General features: G+C 35.4%; 15 protein-coding genes, 1 pseudogene and 1 riboswitch. Of the genes and pseudogenes, 7 read left to right on the forward strand and 9 right to left on the reverse strand.

The features are described from left to right. The first annotated feature begins 155 nt into the window (after positions 1–155). The gene (locus tag AC4G3N_RS13730) at positions 156–452 is read left to right on the forward strand and encodes an HPr family phosphocarrier protein (RefSeq protein WP_066101953.1); all 297 of its coding nucleotides are present in this window, start codon (positions 156–158) and stop codon (positions 450–452) included. A 100-nt stretch (positions 453–552) separates the two neighbouring features. Here AC4G3N_RS13730 and AC4G3N_RS13735 read toward each other — a convergent pair whose 3' ends face one another. Continuing rightward, positions 553–2,550, reverse strand: coding sequence for a transglycosylase domain-containing protein (locus AC4G3N_RS13735; protein ID WP_066101956.1), 1,998 nt, complete (start codon positions 2,548–2,550; stop codon positions 553–555). Between the two features lie 111 nt (positions 2,551–2,661). Beyond that, on the reverse strand, positions 2,662–2,826 hold the full coding sequence (locus AC4G3N_RS13740) for a hypothetical protein (RefSeq protein WP_175354229.1): 165 nt from the start codon (positions 2,824–2,826) through the stop codon (positions 2,662–2,664). A 300-nt stretch (positions 2,827–3,126) separates the two neighbouring features. Between AC4G3N_RS13740 and AC4G3N_RS13745 the strand changes: the two genes are divergently transcribed. Continuing rightward, positions 3,127–3,627: a universal stress protein gene (locus tag AC4G3N_RS13745; RefSeq protein ID WP_066101960.1), complete on the forward strand. Its 501-nt coding sequence runs from the start codon at positions 3,127–3,129 to the stop codon at positions 3,625–3,627. A gap of 169 nt (positions 3,628–3,796) precedes the next feature. Here the strand turns inward: AC4G3N_RS13745 and AC4G3N_RS13750 are convergent, their stop codons facing one another. The 4 genes from AC4G3N_RS13750 to AC4G3N_RS13765 all read right to left on the reverse strand — a co-directional run bounded on the left by AC4G3N_RS13750 (position 3,797) and on the right by AC4G3N_RS13765 (position 7,207). Beyond that, on the reverse strand, positions 3,797–4,258 hold the full coding sequence (locus AC4G3N_RS13750; RefSeq protein WP_066101963.1) for a helix-turn-helix domain-containing protein: 462 nt from the start codon (positions 4,256–4,258) through the stop codon (positions 3,797–3,799). A 301-nt stretch (positions 4,259–4,559) separates the two neighbouring features. Continuing rightward, entirely contained in the window at positions 4,560–5,150 is a 591-nt protein-coding gene (gene thiT / locus AC4G3N_RS13755) for an energy-coupled thiamine transporter ThiT (RefSeq protein ID WP_066101964.1), read from the reverse strand. Between the two features lie 113 nt (positions 5,151–5,263). Then, positions 5,264–5,364: riboswitch (TPP riboswitch) on the reverse strand. 64 nt (positions 5,365–5,428) lie between these two features. After that, a complete protein-coding gene (locus AC4G3N_RS13760) occupies positions 5,429–6,688 on the reverse strand; it encodes a dicarboxylate/amino acid:cation symporter (protein ID WP_066101967.1) in 1,260 nt (419 codons plus the stop codon). Positions 6,689–7,036: 348 nt separating this feature from the next. After that, a complete protein-coding gene (locus AC4G3N_RS13765) occupies positions 7,037–7,207 on the reverse strand; it encodes a hypothetical protein (RefSeq protein WP_175354230.1) in 171 nt (56 codons plus the stop codon). Between the two features lie 474 nt (positions 7,208–7,681). On the opposite strand from AC4G3N_RS13765, the gene AC4G3N_RS13770 reads away from it, so the two are divergent. Further along, positions 7,682–9,043, forward strand: coding sequence for a hemolysin family protein (locus tag AC4G3N_RS13770; protein ID WP_077247972.1), 1,362 nt, complete (start codon positions 7,682–7,684; stop codon positions 9,041–9,043). Positions 9,044–9,229: 186 nt separating this feature from the next. Here AC4G3N_RS13770 and AC4G3N_RS13775 read toward each other — a convergent pair whose 3' ends face one another. Then, positions 9,230–10,327, reverse strand: coding sequence for an AI-2E family transporter (locus AC4G3N_RS13775; RefSeq protein WP_066101969.1), 1,098 nt, complete (start codon positions 10,325–10,327; stop codon positions 9,230–9,232). A 167-nt stretch (positions 10,328–10,494) separates the two neighbouring features. Here AC4G3N_RS13775 and AC4G3N_RS13780 point away from each other — a divergent pair, with 167 nt between their 5' ends. The 3 genes and pseudogenes from AC4G3N_RS13780 (at position 10,495) to AC4G3N_RS13790 (ending at position 11,284) form a co-directional block, all read left to right on the forward strand. Continuing rightward, positions 10,495–10,701 carry a hypothetical protein gene (locus AC4G3N_RS13780; RefSeq protein ID WP_066101973.1) on the forward strand — a complete coding sequence of 69 codons (207 nt, stop codon included), beginning with the start codon at positions 10,495–10,497 and terminating at the stop codon, positions 10,699–10,701. Between the two features lie 47 nt (positions 10,702–10,748). Continuing rightward, a pseudogene (locus AC4G3N_RS13785) lies at positions 10,749–10,964 on the forward strand (hypothetical protein); the annotation flags it as partial. A gap of 80 nt (positions 10,965–11,044) precedes the next feature. Continuing rightward, positions 11,045–11,284 carry a hypothetical protein gene (locus AC4G3N_RS13790; protein WP_066101977.1) on the forward strand — a complete coding sequence of 80 codons (240 nt, stop codon included), beginning with the start codon at positions 11,045–11,047 and terminating at the stop codon, positions 11,282–11,284. Positions 11,285–11,445: 161 nt separating this feature from the next. Here AC4G3N_RS13790 and AC4G3N_RS13795 read toward each other — a convergent pair whose 3' ends face one another. Further along, positions 11,446–12,669, reverse strand: coding sequence for an aminopeptidase (locus AC4G3N_RS13795; protein ID WP_066101980.1), 1,224 nt, complete (start codon positions 12,667–12,669; stop codon positions 11,446–11,448). Between the two features lie 117 nt (positions 12,670–12,786). After that, positions 12,787–13,704 carry a LysR family transcriptional regulator gene (locus AC4G3N_RS13800; protein WP_066101984.1) on the reverse strand — a complete coding sequence of 306 codons (918 nt, stop codon included), beginning with the start codon at positions 13,702–13,704 and terminating at the stop codon, positions 12,787–12,789. 122 nt (positions 13,705–13,826) lie between these two features. Between AC4G3N_RS13800 and AC4G3N_RS13805 the strand changes: the two genes are divergently transcribed. Beyond that, complete coding sequence (locus tag AC4G3N_RS13805) at positions 13,827–15,116, forward strand: NCS2 family permease (RefSeq protein WP_491090345.1); 1,290 nt, start codon at positions 13,827–13,829, stop codon at positions 15,114–15,116. Positions 15,117–15,184 lie beyond the last annotated feature (68 nt).

The raw sequence follows: 15,184 nt of genomic DNA on the forward strand, positions 1-15,184 counted from the left end.
AAAAAATGAAAATATTTTACAATTCTATGACTATCACTCATGTTGATTCCAATCCATCATTAATTTCCCACGTTATCTATATTTTGTTTAATTAATTTAACACAGGGTAAATAGTATATAAATTAGCTCAATAACAGAGGAAAAGGTGAGACAAAATGCAAAAATATGAAATCGGTTCTTCTGAACTTTCCATTCAAAAACAAATAACACTTCCACAATTAATGTGTATAGCACAATATGCGAAAAACTTTAATGGAACAATCAAATTGGTAAGGAATACACAAGAAATTAACGTAAAGGATATTTCTTCTTTAACAGCTTTTTTCCTAACATTAGGTACGGATGCACATGTTAAAGTCCTTGTTAAAGGCGAAAATGCTCAAGGGGCAATTGAGCAAATCGAAACAATATGTCTGACAGAAAATACTGAGTTAACACCCTCTATGTCTTAATTACAGCATAGTAGAAAAGCCCATTTGAGACCGTAAAATTTACGATTTCAAATGGGCTTTTTTCATTCCTATTGAATATGGAAGGCAACTTATTTTTTAATTAATTTTTCCAGCGATTGATCCATTCATCAAAGTTTTTCTGAATCTTTTCCTTTTGCTCAATCCAATAGTTTTTAAAACGGTTCTTTTCTACTTCCTTTTCCATATCATCTATTGTTGGAACATCAAATGTTTGATTTTCGACATTTTGTAAGGCTTTTGTCATAATTTCCTGAAAAACAATATTTGCACCGCTTATTTTATCTTTGTAAAGATACTGATTGGCTGTTGTTTTATCATAGCCCATCCACACGGCACCAACGAGGTTGGGAGAATAACCGACAAACCATTGGTCCTTTACCGCGTCCTGTCTAGACACATTATCTACCTGAGTTGAACCTGTTTTTCCAGCGATATCTCTATTTTCAACCTTTGCATTTGTTCCAGTTCCACCTTCATAATCAACCACACCCTTTAGCATGGCAGTCATATTTTTTGCTACTTCCTTGGTCGTTACTTTAATTTTTTTCCCTTTAAAGACAGCAACTTCTTTGCCGCTCGCATCTACAATCTTCCGGATAAGGTGTGCTTCCTGACGTACACCTCCATTTGCAAATACAGAATAGGCTGAAGCCATCTGCAGTGGAGATACTCCCTCGTTTAGCCCACCTAAAGCAAGACCCAGTGTTCGGTCATTCTTTCCAAGTTTAATGCCAAATTTCTCTGCATAATCCATTCCAGCTTGTATGCCTATTTCATTCAAAAGCCAGACTGCAGGGATATTTTTCGATTTATACACAGCCTCGAACATCGGAACTTCTCCTTCATACTGATCATTATAATTCTTCGGTGAATAACCTCCTGCAAATTCCATCTCCGTATCTTTAATCAAATCTGTAGGTTTATATCCTTTTTCAAGGGCAGGTGTATAAACTGCGAGGGGCTTCATCACTGAACCTGGCTGGGCTTTTAATTGTGTCGCTCTGTTATATCCAAGAAAAACATGCTCTCCCCTTCCCCCAATAAGGGCTCTGACACCGCCAGTCTTTGGATCAAGCAAAACGGCACTGCTTTGTACTAATTCATCTGCATTTGAACCTTTTGCAAACAAATCATCTTGTTTATATACTTCTTCCATATCTTCCTGCATACCTTGATCTAGTTCTGTGTATATTTTATATCCACCTGTTAACAACTCGTCCTGCTTTATTCCATATGTTTTGTCAGCTTCCATAATCACCTGGTCAACATAGTAGGGAAACATTCCTTTTAAGGGATCGCTTAACTCTGTGAAACTTATTTCTTCTTCAGCTGCTGATTCCCTCTCTTCACTCGTAATAAACCCACTATTTTCCATCTGAACCAACACTACTTCTTGCCTTTTTTTTGCCGCCTCAAAGTTTTTATAAGGATCCAGAACAGAGGGAGCATGTATTAAACCAGCTAACAAAGCTGCCTCAGATAGATTGACCTTTTCGATTTCTTTTCCAAAATATACTTTGCTGGCATTTTGAATTCCCCAAGCGCCATGCCCAAAATAAATTTGATTTAAATACATCTCCATGATTTCATCTTTTGAGTATTCACGTTCAATCTGGCTGGCTATCGAAACCTCCTTCAGCTTTCTCTTCAAGGTTTGTTCAGGCGTTAAAAGTGTTATTTTTGCTAGTTGCTGCGTGATAGTACTTCCACCCTGAACAACAGTTCCTGCAGTGAAATTCTCATATGCTGCTCGAATAATCCCTATATAATCAATCCCACTATGTTCATAAAAACGTCGGTCTTCTATTGATATAACAGCATCAATCACATGCTCTGGAATCTGATTAATTGAAACCCCTTCTGTCTTATTTGCTGAAATTTTACTAGCCTCTTCTCCATCCATATCATAAATGATGGTTGGCTGCATAAGCTCAGTTTTCAGATGAGACAAATCAACTTCCTGATTTAAGAGCAGATAAAGGAATGAACTTATGATAAGGGCTATGAACGATAGACCAAGCAGAAGAATGTGTACTAAACGAGAATGGTCAAATATTTTTAAAAACTTATAACCCATCCAATTCTCATCCTCTCTAAAAATCAACTAAATTTCTATCCATTGTTACATATTATACACAAAAAATAAAAAACAACTGATAGACAGTTGTTTTAGGTTTACCTATATCTTTCACTTGTTAATCTCATTATTCGAGTTTCCAATTTCTTTATGCAATGTTTCCATATACATATAAACAATTTGCTTTAATTTTACATCTGCTCCCAAAACATCCAAGTGAGTTAAGCATTTTTTAATAATTGGGTGAATATCCTGGGGTTGTTTTTCATCTAACATCCTCATCACCTCTTTTTTCTATAATACAAGAATACAAGATATTTGCTGGTATGACCATTGGTCTTTTGGCATATTTATCTATTTTTCGAACTTCTAAATAGGTAATCTTGATTTGACCCTATTTCACAACAAATTAAGACTAATTTTCCAAATTATCCCAAAAATAACATACCTACTCTTTTAAGGCATAAGGTCACTATATAGGATATTGGATTGACAGGTTCCCTTGCCTGATGTTTCCAAAAGCCAAATAAAGGATAAATAATAACGAGTGCAAATAAAATGAAGGGACTGAGTTATATGTTTAACCATATATTGGTGGCGTTCGACGGCTCAGATTCGGCTAAATTGGGTTTATCAATGGGATTAAATTTTTGTAAGAGTAAAGAGAACTCCTTATTATCAGTAGTTTATGTTTATGAAGAAAATAATGAAGGATTAATTCCTGAGAATACATTTGTAGCCTCAACCAATAGCACATTTTACGCAGACTCCAGCCAGGGGCAGGCAATCGTTCCAGAAACTAATTCTTTAATAAACAATAACTCTGCGAATAACAATCGACTTGAGGAAATTGAACGCTATGTAAACAGCTTGGAAGGTAATAATCTTATCCATTCACATTTTGTAGTACTTGAAGGGACAATTGATGATATGATTCTTCAATATGCTGAAAAAGAGGGAGTCGATTTAATTATTGTCGGCAATAGCAGCACTACCGGTCTTCGTAAATTGTTTCTCGGCAATATCTCTGAAAAAATCATTAAAAATGCCTCATGTCCTGTGTTAGTGGCAAAATAATTAATTGTTCCTTAACTATATAAGGCCTCCTGCCTCATAGAGAGCAAAAGGAGGCCATTTATTTTGCTAGAAAATCCAAATCTAAAAAAATCATCAAACTAAAATAAGAGACATTCCAGGCAACTTCATACAAACGTACGTTCAACAGGAATCTCTCAATATCAGAGTATTATTGCAACACTTTATTAACCAATTCTTTATATTTATTATGTGCATCATTCTCGTTTAATGAACTATAGATTCGATACTGATCCCCATCTAAAATACGATAGTGCTCACTAATCATATTTTGCTGCAGAACATACCCGCCATCATTAAGAATATCTTTCCACCATACCTTACCGCCAAGCATTTTTTCTTTCCTGTAATCAATTCTTTCTCTTGAAACCGTTTCAATGACCTCGAGAGGGTCCCCGCCAAATAAAGTCTGCACTGTTAATGTTTCACGAAATAATGAAACGACAGCCACGACAGTAGTCCAGCTTGCTTCATTACGCTCTTTTTCAATTTGTACCAATGTTTTTTTAGAAATACCGATTATTTCGGCCATCTTGTCTTGTGTATAATCAACTTCCACACGGATTAATCGCATACGTTCAGATATTAGACGAATAATTTCATCCTTACTCATAATCATCCCACTTCCCATCAATATAAAATATAATATTTATACTCCAAATTTAATGTTCACTACTATCATTATAATAGAAATAAATGGAAGATAGGTATTATTATGTATAAATTTACTAATTTTTTTATATTCTCTTCTTCTTTTTACAAAAAACTGCTTTCTATTAATTAAAAAGGACGATAGAACTATAACTCTTTCAGGAGCGAAGCCAAGATGGGTCGGGTTCAAGTACATGGAATGAGAAAAACTCAAAAAGACTTTCGACTATGTCGAGAGCCCTAAATTCAAATTATTAATCTTTTTAGGAATGATGTACAGATTTCCGCAAGATAACCCGTGGTGCTGCTGCAAATAATAGCATCATTACCATTCCGCTTACAATAACACTTGGCAGCATATAGGATAAATTATAAAACAATGAGAAAACTGCGACTGATTGGCCATCTGCTGCGCCAGTTCCAAAGAAAACCATTCCAGCAATAAAGTGTGCAAAAAAACGCATCGTACTTCCCAGTAGTATTCCTAAAACAATAATACCTGATGTTTTAATATCCTTTTTGCCAATTCGTTCTCTATCTGCATATTTAAATACAATCCCAGCTAAGCCAACAACCGTATAAGCGACAATATAATCGAGAAAACCTTGTACAGGATGCATGATATAAGCAGTTCCTGATAGAATTTGTAGCAAACCCAACAGTAATCCTGTGGTTACGCCACCTTTAACACCCCATCGATAAGCCATTAAAAAAACAGGTACCATAGCGATTGACACGCTGCCACCCTGCGGCCATAAACTAAAAGATACAACAGTGGCCAACAAATCAAAAATAAATGCCAAAGCAGAAAAAACAGCAATCTCCACCATAAATAATAATCGTTTGTTTCTCATCTTACTTCCCCTTTCTAATCAAGAGCTCCTGAATCGTAACCTCCATCTTGATCGGGCATCCAAAAATGCAAAAAAGCAATGCTCGCACAAAAATGGCTCGCATTGCTTACATTACATTCATTCAGCCACATTCCTACGCTAGTGCTAACTAACAGGTTCGAAGGGTCAGAACTCGATCGTTCACTCTCAGCCATAGGCTCCCCTTGTGGAATACTATTCATTTCTTACATCGTACTAATTTTTCCATACATTAGCAAGTATTATTAATCCAAATCTAACTAAGCAGTCATTTCTTCTATTTTTATTGTATCTGCTTTATCTTCTTTTTCTTCACGTTTCTTTTCAGATTCGGCAATAATTACAGCACAAGATGCATCTCCAGTAATATTAACTGCTGTTCTCGTCATATCAAGTAAGCGATCAATACCGAGGATCAAACCTACACCCTCAACTGGAAGGCCAACCTGGCCAAGAACCATAGTCAACATGATTAATCCTACACCCGGCACACCTGCTGTTCCAATACTTGCAAGAACAGCTGTCAGGATGACAGTAATTAATTGCGTCATTGTAAGGTCCACACTATATGCCTGGGCAATAAATACAGTAGCAACCCCTTGCATAATAGCAGTTCCATCCATATTAATGGTAGCGCCAAGCGGCTGCACAAAGCTGCTGATACTTTTTGGTACATTCAGCTCTTTTTGTGTAAGCTCCATAGCTACCGGCAAAGTTGCACTGCTCGACGAAGTACTAAACCCGACTGTCATAGCTGGGAAAAACTTTTTGAAAAACTCTATTGGATTACGTTTCGCGAATATTGCAATCGCTCCCCCGTATATGACAATTGTATGAGCCAATAATGCCAAAAGAACTACGATCATATAAAGACCCATATTTTTAATAGCCGGAAGACCTTGGCTTCCGACAGCAGTTGCTATTAAGGCAAATGTTGCATAAGGTGCTGCCTTCATAATTAGGTTAACTAAATACATCAGTACTTCATTACCTTGCTCCAAAAGGTTGATAATACCTTTTGTTTTTTCTCCAAGAGCCGTAATTGCGATCCCAAAGAAAATAGACATTACAATTACCTGAAGCATATTTCCATCCGCCATTGCCTGAATTGGATTCTTTGGAATGATATTAATGAGAGTTTCAGTTATAGAAGGGGCTGTAGTGGCTGTATATTCAGCTGAGGCAATATCAAAATTACCTCCGTTCCCTGGTTTAATGACTAAGGCCAGGAATATACCAATTGTGATAGCAAATGCAGTCGTTGAAAGAAAATAAAGAATGGTTTTACCACCAATTCTGCCGAGTTTTTTAGGATCCCCTAAACCCGCCGTACCTAGAGTAATTGAGATAAGTACAATAGGAACAACCAGCATGGTAATAGCGTTAATGAACAGACTGCCGATTGGTGAAAATACTAAAGCATTTAAGATTTCAAATGATTGAGGTGAAAAAATGTTAAGCATTAATCCAACAATCGCACCAAAAAACAATCCTAATATAATTTTAACTGTAAGGTTCATAGATGCCCTCCTTCAATTATCTATTAGAAAAAATCTACTATACTCCACATAAAAGGAGAATTTAACGAAAAAACATCCCACAAATTAGAATGGTTTTTCTTATTTCTATATAATAATAGTAGATTATTCCTAAGATGACAATGGAAAGAATTACAGGGAGGTGTGTACAATCTTACTCTTAGCTTGAGTGAGGGCCTATTTTTCCTCGTTTTGTCCCTTGATTACATAAATATAATTTTTATATTTCCGTCCTTTCTGAATATCCTCATACAACAGCAAAAAAAGACGCATACATGCGTCTTCTGTGAAATGATCGTATTTTTAACTAATATGTATGTATGAGATTGATCAATGACTTTTTAGTTCTACTTCCTTCTTGGACTCAGATGCTTCCTCAGCCATTAATTCATGACCCAAATCAGAGAACCCTGAAATAAATACATTTGAAAATATTTCATTACGTGATTTTGTCTTTTCAATGATAACTCCCTGCACCTTAAATTTAGATACGATATCCATACACACTATCTCCACCTCTAATTTATACTAATCCATACAAATATACCCTTATATTAATCCCTCAAACCAAAATACAAGCATTTTATTTGACATTTATATCTGTTTTATTCACTAACTGATTTTATGTAAATAACACTATAGTTATGTTACTTATGTAAATAATTCCACAACTTAAATTTTACTAAATTGCTGAAAAAAAGATAGTCCCAAATTTCATATTTATTGAAAATATAGTCAAATTATTAAATTAGGAATAAAAACAAATGCTATTCATTTATAAATTTAATATAATGGATAGTAATAACTCTTTTTCAAATACTTCTCTTTTATAATCCAAGGGGTGATTCACATGGGAAGTTGATGACCAAAAACATTCATATAGTCGATCTTTTATATTTAAACCATTTAGCTGATAGCAGCTTATTACTACAGGAGGTGACTCCTTGACCGTCATAAACGGTTAAAGGAAATTTATTGGACATATGGAATTTGGTTTTTATAGCCATTTTGATTGCATTAACCGCATTTTTTGTTGCATCGGAGTTCGCAATTGTTAAAATTCGTTCTTCACGGATAGATCAATTACTAGAAGAAGGAAATAAAAAGGCAATAAGTACAAAAAAAATCATCACAAATCTGGATGAATACTTGTCTGCCTGTCAGCTTGGCATAACGATGACAGCACTGGCACTTGGCTGGATCGGAGAAGAAACCTTTGCCACTATCATATCTCCAGTAATATCATTCTTGACATTACCGGATGCTGTTGCCAAAACACTGACCATCATTCTCTCTTTTATGTTAATTACATTTATTCACGTAGTCATTGGTGAATTGGCACCAAAGACTGTTGCCATTCAAAAAGCGGAATCAATTGCTCTTCTTACTTCAAAGCCACTTATGACTTTCTATAAAATCATGTATCCTTTTATATGGGCTCTTAACGGGTCAGCAAGGCTGATTGCCAAATCAGTCGGAGTTGAACCCGCATCAAAATATGAGATTGCACATACAGAAGAAGAACTGCAAATTATTTTGTCTGAGAGTTTGAAGAGCGGCGAAATTAATCAATCTGAGTTTAAATATGTGAACAATATATTTGAATTTGATAACCGAATTGCAAAAGAAATTATGGTACCACGAACAGAAATGATTTCCTTATCAAAAGATGACCTCGTAAAGGAATTTATTGATGTATTTCATGCTGAGAAATTCACTCGTTATCCTATTATTGATGGAGATAAGGATCACATCATTGGATTAGTAAATGTAAAAGAAATACTGACAGATATCGTCCAGCATAAACAGGTGACAACTGTCACTCTTGATCCCTACATTAGGCCGATAATCCGTGTCTTAGATACCATGCCGATTCATGACTTATTAGTCAAGATGCAAACTGAACGCATTCACATGGCTGTTCTGATGGATGAGTATGGCGGAACTTCAGGTTTAGTCACTATTGAAGATATAGTTGAAGAAATTGTTGGAGAAATCCGCGACGAATTCGATGCTGACGAGATACCTGAGATTCGTAAAAATCCAGACGGCTCCTATATCGTTGATTCAAAAGTACTTATCAGTGAAATTAATGACTTGCTTGGAACTAATTTGGATGACTCAGATATTGATACAATCGGCGGATGGGTTCTAACCGAAAATTATGATGCCAAGTTGGGGGATACGATTGACCTCGAAGGATATGAAGTAACCATCATCGATATGGAAGACCATCATATCCATTATGTTGAAATTAAGCAAAAGGTTAAAGAATATCAGATAATCGGTATACCACAAAAAAACGTCGCTGAAGAAGATAATGTCCTCTTCTCTTAATATTTAAATTATTTATAGAACACCAACCAACAAACCGCTTCTCCAAATTGGAATTTAATTTCCTTAGAGAAGCGGTTTTTATAATGTATGCCTCTTCTCCTGATTAGCTACAAGATCCTTTCGAGCTAGCTTATTTACTTCAGGAAAACAAAATTAAGCAGAACCTTAACAGGTCCTGCTCAATCATTACTCGGTTATAACAGTCGTTTTCGTCTTATACAATCTATAGAGCCTTACAATATTTTTGGTGATCGTTTTTACAACAGCATAGGTCGGCACGGCTAATATCATCCCCATTATACCAGCTAAACTTCCTGCAACCAATAATATCAAGATAATGGTCAATGGATGAATATTAAGTGATTTCCCAATAATCAACGGAGAAATCAGATTACCATCAATTTGTTGAACTATTACAATCACTAAGATGACCAAAATAGCTGTTAGCGGCGATTGGAATAGACCGACTACCACTGCCGGTGCAGCCCCAATAAACGGGCCTACATAAGGAATAATGTTTGTAATTGCAATTACTAATCCCAGCGTCAGTGCATATGGTAAATCCAGTATTAAGAAACCGATAAAACAACACGTACCGACAAAAATACAGACAATAATTTGTCCCTGTATATAGCTTGCCAATGTCTCAGAGGTTTCCTGAATAATAACCATTCCTTCTTTCCTAAAAGAAGATGGTAAAAATCTCATGATTGCATTGGGAAGTTTATTCCCATCCTTCAACATATAAAACAGGATGAACGGAACTGTTATGATAATTAATGTCAGATTTGTGATAAAGGAGAAGACGGCCGAGACTCCAGTCGTTATATTCTTTGTCACAGTGGTTGTGAATTCAAGCAATCTGTCCTTCAGTTCGTCTATTTTAACTATATCCTGTTGAATTACATAATTAACCAAAGGGGAATCAGATGCATCCTCAATGATTCTTCCAATATCATCAATGATTTTAGGCGTATTCTCGACTATATCTGTTATTTGATTCGAAACGATTGGCCCAACTGTTGCTCCACCAAATATAAATAAACCAATCAGGGCTATGTATACGATCAAGATTCCAATGATTTTTGGTACTTTCCGCTTTATCATAAATTTTAAAAGTGGATTTAATAAATAAAACAGAAATCCTGAAATCAAAATTGGGAAAAAAAGCGTAGATATGAAGATCCCAATCGGATTAAATAAGAAGGAAATTTTTGTACTTACGAATATAATCAATAACAGTAACAAGATTTCCAATGTCCAAAAATGTAATTTTGATTTCAATTGTATCCTCCTCTCCTCATATTCGGTTATTCCCCATTATATCGTATTTATTCGTTAGAAAAAACATTCCCATTAATATAATGTTTTAATACATTAGATGTCATACTTTTTATAAAAATCTGTTTTCCTACTGATTGTTGTATAATATTGGTAAGGCGGTGTTTAAATTGAAGAACTACACAGTGATGTTTCTGTTGCTATTTGTTGCAAGTATCGCAGGTGGTATGGCGCTAAAAAACATTTTCGGATATTCAATGTTAGTTGGAGTTGGGTTAGCATTCATATTTTTGCTTTGTTCAGCTTTTTCACTAAGCATAAACAACCATAAGAACCAAAACACAGAAATGGGAGATGAAATTAGAAGATTGTCTTAATATTCAATTCCCGAACTTTGAAAAGGGTATAACAATTCACCAGCTATTACGGAGTATGGATAGAGAAACATAATGATGAGATTTTCAAATATCATATTATGAGTTATGACCCGGGAGTTAGTTTCCATTCGGCATTTTATCCTAAGATGTCAATCACAGCCGTAATATGTTCTAACAAATCTAAAGGTGCATATGATATTATGCAGGAAATTGAGAAAGAAATTTTAACCCTTTGGGATCATAGAAAGAGTAACTCAGGTTGAAGTGAGGTTAATCCATAACAATGTTTAATGTAGAATTAATGGACTTATAGAAAAATACTATGTAAAGGAGTGACACTATAGTGGAAACAGTAAAGCCAGAGGTGGAAACATCGAATTTTGTAGATATCTTTACGAATGTTTTACCTTTTTTTCTATTGGCGGTAATGATTTTAATTATTATCGCTATTATATATATTGTTAAGATTTTTAAGCGTTATCTAACTAACAGTAAAATAGTTGAGCAAAAACTAAAGCTGATAGAAACAGATATACAGGAGACTAAACAACGTCTTGACCGAATTGAAAAAAATCTTAAATAAAATTTAATATATTTTTTAGTATGCTAGCTAGGGGCTTCAAACAAAGTAATGACAGCACAAAAGCTGTCTTTTTTTATTGAGATATCAGCAATATACTATTAGAAAAGAACTAATACAAATAAACCGGAACTTTTATGTTCCGGCTCTATCTCCAGCTTTGTTTAGAACGCCCAATTCCCTTTTCGGAAAATAGGTTCTTTTGTTCCATCCGCCAATTCTCCATCAATGTCCATTTCAGCAGAACCAATCATAAAATCAACATGATTAATACTTATATTGACACCATCATTCGCTAATTGATCTTCATTCATCTCTTTGCCTCCTTCAAGACAAAAAGCATAGCCTGAGCCAATAGCCAAGTGATTGGATGCATTTTCATCAAAGAGAGTATTATAGAATAAAATATTTGTATCAGAGATTGGTGACTGATGAGGTACTAGGGCAACTTCACCAAGATAGCGAGATCCTTCATCAGAGTCAAGAAGATTCTTAAGAACATTCTCACCTGTTTCTGCCTTTACATCTACAACTTTTCCTTTTTCAAATGTTAACGTGAAATTGTTAATGACATTTCCGCCATAGCTTAAAGGCTTCGTGCTTGTAACAGTTCCATTCACGCCTTCTTTATAAGGAACCGTAAAGACTTCCTCTGTTGGCATATTAGCCATAAACGATATACCTTTTGAATTCACACTACCGGCTCCGCACCATATATGTTTATCAGACAGCTCAATGGATAAATCTGTTCCTGGCGCTTTATAATGAAGAACTTTATATTTTTTTGAATTTAAATAGTCTGCTTTTGTACGCAGGGTTTCATCGTGTTCCTTCCAAGCAGCAACTGGATCCTCACTATCTACTCGGACTGCTTTAAAAATCGCATCCCAAAGTAATTCCACACTGTTTTCGGAATCAGGGAAAATCTTGTCAGCCCAGGCCTTCCCTGCAGCAGCTGTTACACACCAGCTCACTTTATCAGATTGTGTAGCTTGTCTAAATTTATTTAATGCAGTGCCTGCCGCTTTTTGAAAGCTAGCAATTCGATTCGGATCGATTCCTTTTAATAGGTCAGGACTCTGAGAAACAATTGATAGGAAAGCACCACCTTTTTCTACCAACTCCTCTCGTTGAGCCACTATCCATTGCGGAAATTCATTAAAGGCTTCATCTGGAGCCAATTCATATTTGATTCTGCTAACCTCTTCATCAGCCCAATCCACGTATACATGCTTTGCACCGGCTTCATAAGCTTTTTTAACAACTTGGCGTGTAAACGATGCTGATTCAATTGAGGATGAGATTACCAAAATTTGCCCTTCTTGAATATTGACTCCCACTTTAACAACCAATTCTGCATATTTGTTTAATTTTTGTTCAAAATTCATTCTTTCAGCTCCTTTAAAACATCATTCCCATTCGTTACTATTTTACCACTCCTTGTTGGAATACACAGTTGAACGAATTGGTTTTTTTGAAAATTATAAAAAAAGAGAATACCTTTATCAATACTGGTTATTATCACTTGATTCAGTAACTGGACTTCCCGCTGTTCTTTGTTTAATCATACTCAGGAAATTTTCCACTGTCTTTGCCAGATATCTTTCTTTGGACCAAATAACACCCACCGTAGATGTTAAATCTTTTTCTTGAAGCTGATAACTGTATAATTGGTGTGTATCATATGTCTTTACAACTGATTCCGGTACAACAGTGACCCCAAATCCCTGCTTTACCAATTGAAGTAATAGCTTGATGTCTGAGCATTCGCTTTTCACTAACGGTTTTATGTGCAGCCTTGAGAATTCACTGACAATCATTTTGTAGATTCCTAATCCTTCATTGCTTGGTAGAATTAATGGTTTTTTACTAATGCTTTTTAAAGAAACGATTGTTTCAGAGCTCTCTATTTTTTCATTTGTTAAATAAACAAATGGCTCTGTTTTAATGGGCAGTATATTCACCTCATGAGACTCAATTGGAAAGATGACATATCCAATGTCAAGCAGCCCCTCCTTAATCATTTTCGTCAATTCCACTGAATTCCCTTGATAAACGGTGTAATAAACATTAGGATATTTTTGATGAAAGTCATTTAGATAACCTGCTAATTGATAATCAGAAAATGTATTTACTCCAATGCGGAGATTACCACTTAATCCTTCCACCATTTCTTTCGTTTCAGTTATCATTTCTTCAAATACTCTAATGATATCCACTGCTTTTTGATAGAGAGAGGCTCCTGCCTGAGTTAATTCAAGAGTGTTTCCTTTCCTATTAAAAAGGACAACTTCTAATTCATCTTCCATTCTCTTTAATTGTTGACTGAGCGGCGGCTGAGCCATATGCAATCGTTTTGCCGCTCTAGTAATTTGTTTTTCTTCTGCAATGGCTACAAAATAGCGTAACTGTTTTATATCCATATCCTGTCCTCATTTCCGTTATATCAAAAATATATACTTATCATACAAAATAAATATTTTTCATATATTACACACAATGATAGCATGGGAAGGTAGCTTTTTAAAAAGGAGAACGACACATCATGGAAAAATTATTTAAATTGGATGCGCACGGTACTACCATAAAACGTGAAATCCTCGCTGGCTTTATTTCTTTTATCACCATTGTTTATATCGTAATTGTCAATTCCAAAATCCTATCAGAAGCCGGAATACCATATGACGCAGCTATGATCGGAACTATACTTACCTGTGTATTCGGTTGCATGATTATGGGACTTTGGAGTAATACTCCCATCATCGTCGTCCCGGGCATGGGAATTAACGCAATGTTCACATATACAATTGTTATCAATGGTAACTATAGCTGGCAGGAAGCACTTGGAATTGTTTTTCTTTCAGGTGTGCTTTTCATGCTTATTGCGTTCACACCGTTAGCTAAAAAAATTACTGAAGCAATCCCGCATTCCTTAAAAGCAGGAATTACAGTTGGGATTGGAATTTTATTAATGTTTATAGGGTTTGAGCAAAGCGGAATTATCGTTTCCTCACCTGAAACTATTGTTGCTCTTGGTGACTTAACAAATGCGGAAACCTTGTTAACCATTCTTGGTCTTATAATTACCTTTATTCTATTTACTCGTAATATTCCTGGAAATCTCCTAATCAGTGTCGCTATCATCACCATCCTGGCCATCTTTCTTGGAGTGGTAAACCTTGATGGGTTTGAATGGACTCAACCATCATTTAACTCGTATGGAGAAGTTTTTGGAGCCATGTCATTTACCAATATCTTCTCAATCGGTTTTCTGTTAACTTCTTTTTCAATAGCCATGGTTGTAACCTTTGAAAATATTGGTTTAATTCATGCGCATACCGCATCAATTAAGCAACCAGAAAAAAATAATAAAGCACTTAAAGCGAATGCTATATCTGTCCTGACATGCGGTATATTTGGATCTAGCCCAACTGTTGCCACTGTCGAAACAGCTGCTGGAATTACAGCAGGCGGACGTACCGGTTTAACTGCAGTGACTACAGGTTTGTTTTTTTTAGCTTCATTGTTTTTATTACCTATAATTAAAATCATTCCAAATGCAGCTATATCCCCTATTTTGATTTTAATTGGGGCATTAATGATTCAAAATATCGCAGAAATCGATTTAAATGACTTAACTGAAAGCTTCCCTGCTTTATTGGTAATTGTTTTAATACCATTGACATTCAGCATTGCCAACGGAATGGCTATTGGTTTCATAGCTTATCCATTAATTAAGCTATTTATAGGGAAAAAGCGCGATGTTTCAGTACCACTTTATATTATCGCTCTTTTATTTACGCTCAATTTTGTCTTTCAATATACTTCGATATAACAAAAAAACCGGACAGGTGTGAGATGGCTGTCCGGTTTTTTAATGTTAATTAAATTTTGAACGTTGGA

The organism is Bacillus sp. z50 (assembly GCF_058313585.1).